This window comes from Agrococcus sp. HG114, assembly GCF_024723325.1.
Lineage (GTDB): Bacteria > Actinomycetota > Actinomycetes > Actinomycetales > Microbacteriaceae > Agrococcus.
The window spans coordinates 1-10,490 of record NZ_JANQCH010000080.1 but is presented as its reverse complement, the minus strand read 5'-3'; the positions used below and the strand labels follow the sequence as shown (position 1 = coordinate 10,490).

Sequence of the window (10,490 nt, the reverse complement as noted above, 5' to 3'; positions counted from 1 at the left end):
GGCCGAAGCCCCGCCACCCGGCGCTCGACGCCCCGCCGCTGCCCGAGGGCGACGTCGAGCGGCACCCGGTCGACCGGGTCGTGTTCGGCGTCGCGGCCGCCGTCGCGCTCGCATTCGTGCTCTGGGGCGCGCTCGCGACGGAGTCGCTCGGCGCCGCGTCGGCGGCAGGCCTCGACTGGGTCGTGCAGAACGCGGGCTGGCTCTTCGCGCTCGCGGCGTCGGGCTTCGTCATCTTCATCGTCTGGATCGCCGCGAGCCGCTTCGGGCGCATCCCGCTCGGCGACGACGGCGAGGAGCCGGAGTTCAGCACGGTCTCGTGGATCGCGATGATGTTCTCGGCCGGCATGGGCATCGGCCTCGTGTTCTTCGGCGTCACCGAGCCGGTGAGCCACCTCGTCGCGCCCCCGCCCGGCACGGGCGGCGGGGACGACGCCCTCGCGGTGCGGACGGCGATGGCGACCACGATGTTCCACTGGTCGCTGCACCCGTGGGCCATCTACGCCGTCGTCGGGCTCGCGCTCGCCTACAGCGTGTTCCGCAAGCGGCGCGCGCTCACCGTCTCGTCGGCGTTCACGAGCCTGTTCGGCCGGCGCACCGTCGAGGGGCCGATCGGCCGCGCGATCGACATCTTCGCGATCTTCGCGACGCTCTTCGGCTCGGCGACCTCCCTCGGCCTCGGCGCGCTGCAGATCGGCTCGGGGCTCGAGATCGTCGCGGGGATCGGCGAGGTGGGCAACGGTCTGCTCGTGGGCATCATCGCCGTGCTCACGATCCTGTTCGTGATCTCGGCGGTCTCGGGCATCTCGCGCGGCATCAAGTGGCTCTCGAACACGAACATGGTGCTCGCGGGGCTCCTCGCGCTCTTCGTCTTCGTCGTCGGCCCGACCGTCTTCATCCTCAACCTCCTGCCCACCACGATCGGCGCCTACTTCGAGCAGCTCGCCGTGATGTCGGCGCGCACGGAGGCCGCGGGCGGCGAGGAGGTCGCCGCCTGGCTCTCGGGGTGGACGATCTTCTACTGGGCGTGGTGGGTCAGCTGGACGCCCTTCGTCGGCATGTTCATCGCCCGCATCTCGCGCGGCCGCACGATCCGGCAGTTCGTCACGGGCGTGCTCATCGCGCCCACGGTCGTCTCGCTCGTGTGGTTCGCGATCTTCGGCGGCCTCGGCATCGACCTCGAGCTCGGCGGCACCGACCTCGGCAGCAGCGGCACGCCCGAGGCGACGCTCTTCCAAGCGCTCGCGGAGCTGCCGCTCGCGCAGATCACGTCGATCGTCGTCATGGTGCTCGTCTCGATCTTCTTCGTCTCGGGCGCCGACGCGGCCTCGATCGTCATGGGCACGCTCTCGCACCGCGGATCGCTGCGCCCCTCGCGGCGGACGGTCGTCTTCTGGGGCATCGCGACGGGAGCGGTCGCGGCGATCATGCTGCTGATCGGCGGTGAGGATGCGCTCACGGGGCTCCAGCAGGTCACGGTCGTGGCCGCGCTGCCGTTCGTGATCGTGATGATCGGCCTCGCCGTCGCGCTGTCGCGCGACCTCGCGATGGACCCGGTCGTCGTGCGGCGCCGCTACGCCGTCGCGGCGGTCGAGCAGGCCGTCGTCGCCGGCGTCACCGAGCACGGCGACGACTTCCAGCTGACCGTCGAGCAGACGGCGCCGGGCGAAGGCGTCGGGGAGCTCGTGCCCACGCAAGCGGCCGATCCGACGCTCGCGCCGGCCGACGAGCACCGCCCCGACGAGCACTGGCTGCGGGACGGCCGCGCCGAGCCGCCGGCCGGACCCGACGGCGACGACGCGCGCGGCGCATCCGACCGCCCCGGCGGACCCGACGCGACCCGGAAGTAGGATGGGCGGATGCGCATGCGAGTCGCCGCCTACGCCCTGATCACGAGGGGCGAGGCCGCCGACCGCGAGATCCTCCTGCCGCACTGGAACGAGGGCGGCATGGAGGGCTGGACGCTCCCCGGCGGCGGCGTCGAGCCCGGCGAGCACCCGGCCGACGGCGCCGTGCGCGAGGTGCGCGAGGAGACCGGCTACGACGTGCGGCTCACGAGCCTGCTCGGCGTCGACTCCGCGGTGCTGCCCACCACCGCGCGCGGCGACGAGCTCCAGGCGCTGCGCATCCTCTACCGCGCCGAGATCGTCGGCGGCGAGCTCGCCGTCGAGATCGACGGCACGACCGACGACGTGGCGTGGCACCGGCTCGCCGACGTGCCGCAGCTCCGCCACGTGCACGCGGTCGACTGGGCGCTCAAGCACCTCGACGACGCCGGCTCGCCGCTCCGCTGACGCATGCACCCGCTCGTCGTCCTCGGCCTCGCGCTCATGGCCTGCTCGATGCTCATCAGCGGCATCGACATCGTCCGCACCGTGCGCCACGGCCGCGAGCCCGAGCGGCGCATCCGCGCCTTCCTGCTCGCCGGCGGCGTGCTCATCGCCGGCGGCGTGCTCGTCGCCCTCGGCTCGACGCTCGGCTGACGCGCGGCATGCAGCAGGGCCCCCTCCGAGGAGGGGGCCCTGCTCACGAACCGTTCGGGGACGTCACGCCTGCGGGGAGCCGGCCTCCGGGCCGTCGGCGACGCCGCCGGCAGGCTGGTCGAACGGGCGCGGGGGAGCGTCGATCGCGGCGTCCTCCGCGTCGGGGATCCACAGGTCGTCGTCGGCGCGCAGCGTCTGCCACGCGGCGTACGCGGCGCTCACGACCGCGACGGAACCGACGCCGATGAGGATCCACTGCCACGCGTTCGGCCCGCTCTTCACGGCGTGCGCGGGGGCGACCTCGGGCACGGTCGCGTAGCGGCGCACGCTCTCGATCGCGCCCTTGACGCGGTCGTCCTTCGCGATCTGCGCCATCGCTGCGAAGGAGCCCAGACCCGACGCGATCGCCGGCACGACCGAGGAGTTCCAGCCGCGCGTGGCCTTCGACAGCGTGTCGACGCCGGCGTCGCGACCGCGGTGCACGAGGCGCTCAGCCGCGGGCAGCAGCGTCTCGTTGCCGTACGCGCGCGCCTGCTCGCGAGCCTCGCGCGCGAGCTCGGCGGCGTGGTGGCTGACCACGCGCTGCTCGGCCAGGATCTTGTCGGCCTGCTTGCGGAGCTTCTTGATCTGCTTCGCGCGCTTGCGCGTCAGTTCGAGCGACATCTCGGTCCTTCCGTCGTGGAGCCTGCGCGTCATCCTTGCAGGTTTTCCTGGATGCGTCACGAGCGCCGGTCCGTTCCGGGGGCTCGGATGCGGGCCTCGGCAGGGGCCGGGCACAGGCCGTTGTGGGAGGATCGGGGCATGGCTCATCACACCGCTGTCGCGACCATCCGCACGAACCTCGGCGAGATCAAGGTCAACCTCCTGGGCGACCACGCCCCGAAGACCGTGCAGAACTTCGTCGAGCTCGCCACGGGCGCCCGGGAGTGGACGCACCCCGGCACCGGCAAGACGTCGACCGACCCGCTCTACGACGGCGTCGTCTTCCACCGCATCATCCCCGACTTCATGATCCAGGGCGGCGACCCGCTCGGCCAGGGCGTCGGCGGGCCCGGCTACCAGTTCGACGACGAGATCCACCCCGACCTCGACTTCAACGCGCCCTACGTGCTCGCGATGGCGAACGCGGGCAAGGTCGCGGGCCGCGGCACGAACGGCTCCCAGTTCTTCATCACGACCGTGCCCACGCCGTGGCTGCAGGGCAAGCACACGATCTTCGGCCTCGTCGAGGACGAGGCGTCGCGCCAGGTCGTCGACGCGATCCAGGCCGTGCCGACCGACGGCCGCGACCGCCCGCTCGAGGACGTCGTGATCGAGACGATCGAGATCGCGCAGGCCTGACCGGGGTGTCGTCCTCCGCGCCCGCCGACCGCTGCTACCGGCACCCCGACCGCGTCAGCTGGGTGCTGTGCCAGCGGTGCGGGCGCACCGTCTGCGGCGAGTGCCAGCAGCCGGCGCCCGTCGGCGTGCGCTGCCCGGAGTGCGTGCGCGAGCTCGCGGCCGAGCAGCGCACGCTGCAGCGGCAGGCGCGCGCCGCGACCGGTGCGCCGCGCACGGAGCTCGGTCGGCGCGCGCGCCGCTGGTTCGCGCAGCCGGCGCCGGTGACCATGTCGATCCTGGCCGTCACCGTCGCCGTCGGCGCGCTGCAGCTGCTGCCGGGCGACCTGACGGCCGCGATGCTGTACTTCCTGCCGTACTCGCTCGTCGAGCCGTGGCGGTTCCTCAGCTACGCCCTCGTGCACGTCGGCGTGCTGCACCTCGGCATCAACATGCTCATCCTGTGGATGGTGGGGCCCTCGATCGAGCAGCGCATCGGCAGGCTGCCGTTCCTCGCCGCCTACCTCGTGAGCGCGGCGGGTGCCGCGGTCGCGATCGCGTGGCTCACGCCGCTCTCGCCGGTCGTGGGCGCGTCGGGCGCGATCTACGCCCTCTTCGGCATGCTCATCGGGATGCAGCGCATGCTCGGCACGCTCCAGCGGAGCCTGCTCATCGTCGTCGGCATCAACCTCGTGCTCACGTTCGTGATCAGCAGCATCTCGTGGTCGGCCCACGTCGGCGGCCTCGCGATCGGGCTCGCGCTCGGGTTCGGCATCGGCGCGGTCCACACGCGGATGCGCGGGGATCAGGCGGCGAAGGCGGCCTGGCTCGTCATCGGCGCCGTCGCGCTCGTGCTCGCGCTGCTGTTCGCGGCGCGGGTCGCCTCGATCCTCTGAGGCCGCGCGTTCTCCACAGATCTCTCCACAGCTGGGGAGAACTACACCGGTGTGATTCGGCTACTTCCAGCGGGTGGTCATGATGAACCCGATGAACATCACGCCGAAGCCGATCACGATGTTCCACGAGCCGAGCTGCGGCAGCGGCAGCGTCGTGCCTGAGACGTAGTAGACGATCACCCAGAGGAACCCGACGATCATGAAGCCGAACATCACCGGCTTGAACCACGCGGGGTTGCGCTGCTCGTCGTGCGGCGAGCGCTCCCTCGTCGCGCGGGCCTTCGCGGCTCGCGCCTTCTCGACCGACTTCTCGCTGCTCATGCTGACCAATGGTAATGCAGGCGGCGCCTAGGATTGAGCGGTGGCTACCCAGCGCGCCCGCGTGCGCACACCGCGCCCGTCGGGGCGGCGCGCCACCGCGGCGAGCGTGCTCGGCGAGCTGCTGCTGACGGCCGGCGTCCTCGCGCTCGGCTACGCCGGCTGGCAGGTCGCGCTCTCCGACGCCGTGCTCGGCGGCCAGCAGCAGCAGGCCGCCCGCGCGTTCGCCGCCGAGCTCGGCCCGCTGCAGCCGCAGCAGGCCGCGGCGGAGTCGGTGCTCCGCACCGACGAGCCGCCCGCCGAGACGGCGGTCGCCGACGGCGAGTCGTTCGCCGTCATGTACATCCCGCGGCTCGGGCAGTTCGAGCGGGTCGTGGGCGAGGGCACGAGCCGCGCGGTGCTCGACAGCCTCGAGCAGGGCCTCGCCCACTACGCGCACTCGGCGCAGCCGGGGCAGCTCGGCAACTTCGCGATCGCCGGGCACCGCAACGGCCAGGGCGGACCGTTCACGCGGCTCGACGAGATGCGCATCGGCGACCGCATCTACGTGCAGACCTCGAGCGCCTGGTACGCCTACGAGTTCCGCAACCACGAGTACGTCGCGCCCACGGCCGTCGAGGTCGTGGCGCCCGTGCCCCAGATGCCCGAGGTCCCGGCCGACGGCCGCTACCTCACCCTCACGACGTGCAATCCCGAGTGGTCCTCGCGCGGCAGGCTCATCGCCTACGCCACCTTCGTCGGCTGGCAGAGCGCCGCCGACGGGATGCCGCTCGAGCTCGCCCGGACGCTCGGGACGGCCTGATGTACGCCGCCCTGTGGCGAGCGCTGCCCGGCCCGTGGCCCGTGCGGCTGCTCATCGTGCTCGCGCTGCTCGCGGGCATCGTCCTCCTGCTCGTCTTCCACGGCTACCCGTGGGTGATGCAGACCTTCTTCCCCACCCCCGATCCGACCTTCGCCGGACCCGACCCCAGATCGAGCACCCTCGCATGACCCGCATCCTCGTCGTCGACAACTTCGACAGCTTCGTCTACACGCTCGCCGGCTACCTGCAGGAGCTCGGTGCCGAGGTGGAGGTGGTGCGCAACGACGCGGTCGCTCCGGCGGCGATCGCGGAGTGGGACGCCGTGCTGCTCTCGCCCGGCCCGGGAGCGCCCGCCGACGCGGGCGTCTCGATCCCCATGGTGCACGCCGCGATCGAGACCGGCACCCCGCTGCTGGGCGTGTGCCTCGGCCACCAGGCGATCGCCGAGGCGCTCGGCGGCGTCGTCACGCACGCGCCCGAGCTCATGCACGGCAAGACGAGCCTCGTCGAGCACGACGGCACGAGCGTCTTCGCCGGGCTCCCGAGCCCCCTCACCGCGACGCGGTACCACTCGCTCGCCGTCGTCGACGAGACGGTGCCCGAGGCGCTGCGCGTGACCGCGCGGACGGTGCCGGATGCGCCGCGCACGACCGCGGGACCGGAGCTCGACGCCGCGCGCGCCCCCGCGTCGGGCGGCGGCGTCATCATGGCGCTCGAGCACCGCGACGCGCCGGTCTGGGGCGTGCAGTTCCACCCCGAGTCGGTGCTCACCGAGGGCGGCTACCGGATGCTCGGGAACTGGCTCGAGTCGGCCGGGCTCGCGGGCGCCGCCGAGCGCGCCGCGGGCCGCGCGGGCACGGCGCCGGCGTCGCTCAGGCGGGCGGCGCGATCGCGACGAGCAGGATCGCGGTGTAGTGGCACGCGAATGCCACGAGCGTGCAGGCGTGGAAGATCTCGTGGAAGCCGAAGCGGCCGGGGAACGGGTTGGGCTTCTTCATCCCGTACACGACCGCGCCGACCGTGTAGGCGAGCCCGCCCGCGATCACGAGCACCGCCGTGAGCGCGTTCGCCGCCCAGATCTGCGGCAGGAACGCGACCGCCGCCCACCCGAGCGCGAGGTAGATCGGCACGTAGAGCCAGCGGGGCGCGCCGAGCCAGAAGACGCGGAACGCGATGCCGAGCAGCGCCCCGCCCCAGATGACCGTCAGCAGGATCGCGTCGGTCGGCGACGGCAGAGTCAGGAGGGAGATGGGCGTGTAGCTGCCGGCGATGAGCAGGAAGATGTTGGCGTGGTCGAACCGCTTGAGGAGCAGCCGCGTGCGCTCCCGCCAGTGGAAGCGGTGGTAGACCGCGGAGACCCCGAACATGAGCACGCTCGAGAGCGCGTAGACCGCGGTCGAGAGCTTCGCCGTGCTGCCGTCCGCGAGCACGACGAGCACGATGCCGGCGAGGAGCGCGACGGGGGCCGTGCCCGCGTGGATCCAGCCCCGCCACGTGGGCTTGCGCTCGAGCTCGGCCTCGGCGATCGCGTCGCCCGCGGCCTCGATGAGCGGCAGGTGCGGCGTGTCCGGGCCGACGGCGGCCGCGGCGTCGCGATCGACGCCGTCGGCTGCGTGGGGAGAGGGGGCGGGCATGGGAACAGCGTATGGCGTACGCAGTGCCGCTGCGAGCATCCCGCCGGCCTCGGGCACTAGATTCGAGGGATGCGACTGCGCAGCAGCCCGGGCTCTCGGCTCGTCTACCGCTACTACGAGCGGCGGCTGCGGCGCGACCTGCAGGGCGGCCCCGTGCCGCGCCACATCGCGATGATCATCGACGGCAACCGCCGCTGGGCGCGCGAGCAGAAGCTCGCGAGCGTCGGCCACGGCCACCGCGCGGGCGCAGCGAAGCTCTACGAGTTCGTCGACTGGTGCGACCGGATCGGCGTCGAGGTCGTGACGCTCTACCTGCTCTCGCGCGACAACCTCTCGGGCCGCGCGAGCGAGGAGCTCGGCGAGCTGTGCGAGATCATCGCCGAGCTCGCCGACGGCCTCTCGCACACGCCCGGTCGACGCATCCGCCACGTCGGCGACACGCTGGGGCTGCCCGAGCCGCTGTGCGCGGCGCTCACGGCGGCCGTGCAGCGCACGCACGACCGGCCGGGGATCGTCGTGAACCTCGCCGTGGGCTACGGCGGCCGGCACGAGCTCGTCGAGGCGGTGCGACGCATCCTGCGCGCAGCGGAGGGCGAGAGCCCCGCCGAGATCGCCGAGCGGCTGAGCCCCGAGCTCATCGCCGAGCACCTCTCGACCGCCGGCCAGCCCGATCCCGACCTCGTGATCCGCACCTCGGGCGAGCAGCGGCTGAGCGACTTCATGCTGTGGCAGAGCGCGCACAGCGAGTTCTACTTCGTCGAGGCGCTCGGCCCCGACCTCCGCGAGGTCGACTTCCTGCGGGCGATCCGCGCGTACGGGCAGCGCGAGCGCCGCTACGGGCGCTGAGCCAACCTTCAACCTCCGCATCAGGTGAACTCCGGGTGACGCCGGTGTGTCTTCCGACGTGGCGCATCGGGAGCGCGCGTACATTCGGCCGTGTCGGGCACCTCCGCCCGGCGAGCGAGCGGCCATCGCGCCAGCGAGCATCTCGGGAGGCGTGGGCCGCGTGAGATCCGACCTCGGTCGGAAGGGAGCGCCACGTGCCTGCACTCAGCACCACCCCCGGAAGCGGCTCCGCAGAGGTCGACGGCCTCGAGACCCGCCAGCGCACCTACGTGCTCGACACGAGCGTGCTGCTGTCCGACCCGGGGGCGATCCACCGCTTCGCCGAGCACTCGGTGGTGATCCCCGTGGTCGTGATCGCCGAGCTCGAGAAGAAGCGGCACGATCCCGAGATCGGCTACTTCGCGCGGAAGGCGCTGCGCAACCTCGACGACCTGCGCGTCGAGCACCACCGCCTCGACTTCCCCGTGCCCACCGAGGGCGGCGGGTCGCTGCGGGTCGAGCTCAACCACTCGAACCAGCAGGTGCTGCCGAGCGGGCTGCAGCTCGGCGACAACGACTCGCGCATCCTCGCTGTCGCCTCGAACCTCGCCGCCGACGGCCTCGACGTGTGCGTCGTGTCGAAGGACATGCCGATGCGCGTCAAGGCCGCGTCGATCGGCCTCTCGGCGGAGGAGTACCTCGCCGAGCAGGCGGTCGAATCGGGCTGGACGGGCACGGAGGAGCTCGCGCTCTCGGGCGAGCAGATCAACCGGCTCTACGAGGACGAGCGGCTCGAGACCCCGCTCGTCGACGCGATGCCGGTCAACACGTGCCTCGTCATCTCGTCGGAGCGCGGCTCGGCGCTCGGCCGGGTCACGCGCAAGGGCGTCGTGTCGCTCGTGCGCGGCGACCGCGACGTCTTCGGCGTGCACGGCCGCTCGGCCGAGCAGCGGCTCGCGATCGACCTGCTGCTCGACGAGGAGGTGGGGATCGTCTCGCTCGGCGGCTCGGCGGGCACCGGCAAGTCGGCGCTCGCGCTCGCGGCCGGGCTCGAGGCGGTGCTCGAGCGCCGGCTCCACAAGAAGGTCATCGTGTTCCGCCCGCTCTACGCGGTCGGCGGGCAGGAGCTCGGCTACCTCCCCGGCGACCAGGGCGAGAAGATGAACCCCTGGGGGCAGGCGATCTACGACACGCTCGGCGCGCTCGTGAGCGACAACGTGCTCGACGAGGTCGCCGACCGCGGGATGCTCGAGGTGCTGCCGCTCACGCACATCCGCGGCCGCTCGCTGCACGACGCGTTCGTGATCGTCGACGAGGCGCAGTCGCTCGAGCGCAACGTGCTGCTGACGGTGCTGAGCCGCATCGGCCAGAACTCGCGCGTCGTGCTCACCCACGACGTCGCGCAGCGCGACAACCTGCGCGTCGGCCGGCACGACGGGGTCGCGAGCGTCATCGAGACGCTCAAGGGCCACGAGCTGTTCGGCCACATCACGCTGCAGCGCTCGGAGCGCTCCCGCATCGCGGCGCTCGTGACGAGCCTGCTCGAGGGCTGAGGCACCGCGAGCCGACCCCTTCCCGCCGACGCGACCCCGCGCATCCGGTCGCGTCGCGGCGAAGGGGTCGGCTCGGTGCACGACGAGCGGATGCGTCGGGTCGGGGCGGATGCGTCGGCGCGGGGCGGATGCGTCGGGGCGGGGCGGATGCGCGGGCGCGCGTGGGCGGCGGGGCTAGCGTGGGCGCATGGCGGAGCCGAGGGCGCTGACGCCCGCACAGGCGAGGCGGATGCGCGTCGTCGCGCAGGGGCTCGTGGGATCGGAGCGCTCGCCGGTCGAGGCGGTGCGCCACCTCGTCGCGATGCAGGGGCAGGACCTCCCCGCGGTGCTCCGCGCGATCGCGATCCGCTCGGCGCCCGGCACCTCGCTCGCCGACGTGCGCGCCGCGTTCGACGCCGGGCTGCTGGTGCGCGCCTGGGCGATGCGGGGCACGCTCTTCGTCGCGACGCCCGACGACCTCGCGACGCTGCACGCCGCGACGGGGGAGCGGATGCGGCGGCAGGAGTGGCGCATGTGCACCGTGCGCGGCATCGACGAGCCCACGGCGGCGAACGCGGCCGGCGTGCTGCGGGACGCGCTCGCGCCGGGGCCGGTGCGGCGCCGCGACCTCCTCGGCGCGTGGGAGGCGGCGGGCATCGCGACCGCGGGCGGCCGCGGCTACCACC

At 73.0% G+C, this 10,490-nt stretch carries 13 protein-coding genes and 1 pseudogene; 11 read left to right on the top strand and 3 right to left on the bottom strand.

Going from position 1 to position 10,490, the window contains the following annotated elements; translation table 11 throughout:
* Positions 1–38: 38 nt before the first annotated feature.
* Genes NWP09_RS08835 through NWP09_RS08825 form a run of 3 tightly spaced genes read left to right on the top strand, consistent with a single transcriptional unit; the run spans position 39 to position 2,480 of the window.
* The gene (locus NWP09_RS08835; protein ID WP_258275152.1) at positions 39–1,847 is read left to right on the top strand and encodes a BCCT family transporter; all 1,809 of its coding nucleotides are present in this window, start codon (positions 39–41) and stop codon (positions 1,845–1,847) included.
* A gap of 9 nt (positions 1,848–1,856) precedes the next feature.
* On the top strand, positions 1,857–2,291 hold the full coding sequence (locus NWP09_RS08830; protein ID WP_258275151.1) for an NUDIX domain-containing protein: 435 nt from the start codon (positions 1,857–1,859) through the stop codon (positions 2,289–2,291).
* A 3-nt stretch (positions 2,292–2,294) separates the two neighbouring features.
* Positions 2,295–2,480 (top strand): hypothetical protein, encoded by a 186-nt coding sequence (locus NWP09_RS08825; RefSeq protein WP_258275150.1) that lies wholly within the window; start codon positions 2,295–2,297, stop codon positions 2,478–2,480.
* A 63-nt stretch (positions 2,481–2,543) separates the two neighbouring features.
* Here NWP09_RS08825 and NWP09_RS08820 read toward each other — a convergent pair whose 3' ends face one another.
* Positions 2,544–3,176: a hypothetical protein gene (locus NWP09_RS08820; RefSeq protein ID WP_258275149.1), complete on the bottom strand. Its 633-nt coding sequence runs from the start codon at positions 3,174–3,176 to the stop codon at positions 2,544–2,546.
* A 105-nt stretch (positions 3,177–3,281) separates the two neighbouring features.
* On the opposite strand from NWP09_RS08820, the gene NWP09_RS08815 reads away from it, so the two are divergent.
* Together NWP09_RS08815 and NWP09_RS08810 are read left to right on the top strand one after the other, a co-directional pair.
* Entirely contained in the window at positions 3,282–3,821 is a 540-nt protein-coding gene (locus NWP09_RS08815; RefSeq protein ID WP_258275148.1) for a peptidylprolyl isomerase, read from the top strand.
* A 5-nt stretch (positions 3,822–3,826) separates the two neighbouring features.
* Positions 3,827–4,693 (top strand): rhomboid family intramembrane serine protease, encoded by an 867-nt coding sequence (locus tag NWP09_RS08810; protein WP_258275147.1) that lies wholly within the window; start codon positions 3,827–3,829, stop codon positions 4,691–4,693.
* Positions 4,694–4,753: 60 nt separating this feature from the next.
* On the opposite strand, the gene NWP09_RS08805 is transcribed toward NWP09_RS08810, so the two are convergent.
* A complete protein-coding gene (locus NWP09_RS08805; RefSeq protein ID WP_258275146.1) occupies positions 4,754–5,014 on the bottom strand; it encodes a cell division protein CrgA in 261 nt (86 codons plus the stop codon).
* Between the two features lie 40 nt (positions 5,015–5,054).
* On the opposite strand from NWP09_RS08805, the gene NWP09_RS08800 reads away from it, so the two are divergent.
* The 3 genes and pseudogenes from NWP09_RS08800 to NWP09_RS08790 all read left to right on the top strand — a co-directional run.
* Positions 5,055–5,813, top strand: a complete 759-nt coding sequence (locus NWP09_RS08800) for a class E sortase (protein ID WP_258275145.1) — start codon at positions 5,055–5,057, stop codon at positions 5,811–5,813.
* Complete coding sequence (locus NWP09_RS08795; RefSeq protein WP_258275144.1) at positions 5,813–6,001, top strand: hypothetical protein; 189 nt, start codon at positions 5,813–5,815, stop codon at positions 5,999–6,001. Before NWP09_RS08800 ends, NWP09_RS08795 begins: the two co-directional genes overlap by 1 nt.
* Positions 5,998–6,657 (top strand): annotated as a pseudogene (locus NWP09_RS08790) (aminodeoxychorismate/anthranilate synthase component II); the annotation flags it as partial. The gene NWP09_RS08795 and the pseudogene NWP09_RS08790, both read left to right, overlap by 4 nt.
* Before the next feature lie 28 nt (positions 6,658–6,685).
* On the opposite strand, the gene NWP09_RS08785 reads toward NWP09_RS08790, so the two are convergent.
* The gene (locus NWP09_RS08785) at positions 6,686–7,447 is read right to left on the bottom strand and encodes a hemolysin III family protein (RefSeq protein WP_258275143.1); all 762 of its coding nucleotides are present in this window, start codon (positions 7,445–7,447) and stop codon (positions 6,686–6,688) included.
* Positions 7,448–7,516: 69 nt separating this feature from the next.
* Here NWP09_RS08785 and uppS point away from each other — a divergent pair, with 69 nt between their 5' ends.
* From uppS to NWP09_RS08770, 3 genes are all read left to right on the top strand, one after another.
* On the top strand, positions 7,517–8,293 hold the full coding sequence (gene uppS / locus NWP09_RS08780; protein WP_258275142.1) for a polyprenyl diphosphate synthase: 777 nt from the start codon (positions 7,517–7,519) through the stop codon (positions 8,291–8,293).
* A 194-nt stretch (positions 8,294–8,487) separates the two neighbouring features.
* On the top strand, positions 8,488–9,825 hold the full coding sequence (locus NWP09_RS08775) for a PhoH family protein (protein WP_258275141.1): 1,338 nt from the start codon (positions 8,488–8,490) through the stop codon (positions 9,823–9,825).
* Between the two features lie 187 nt (positions 9,826–10,012).
* Positions 10,013–10,490 (top strand): winged helix DNA-binding domain-containing protein (locus tag NWP09_RS08770; protein ID WP_258275140.1); only part of this gene is annotated, 478 nt, incomplete at its 3' end.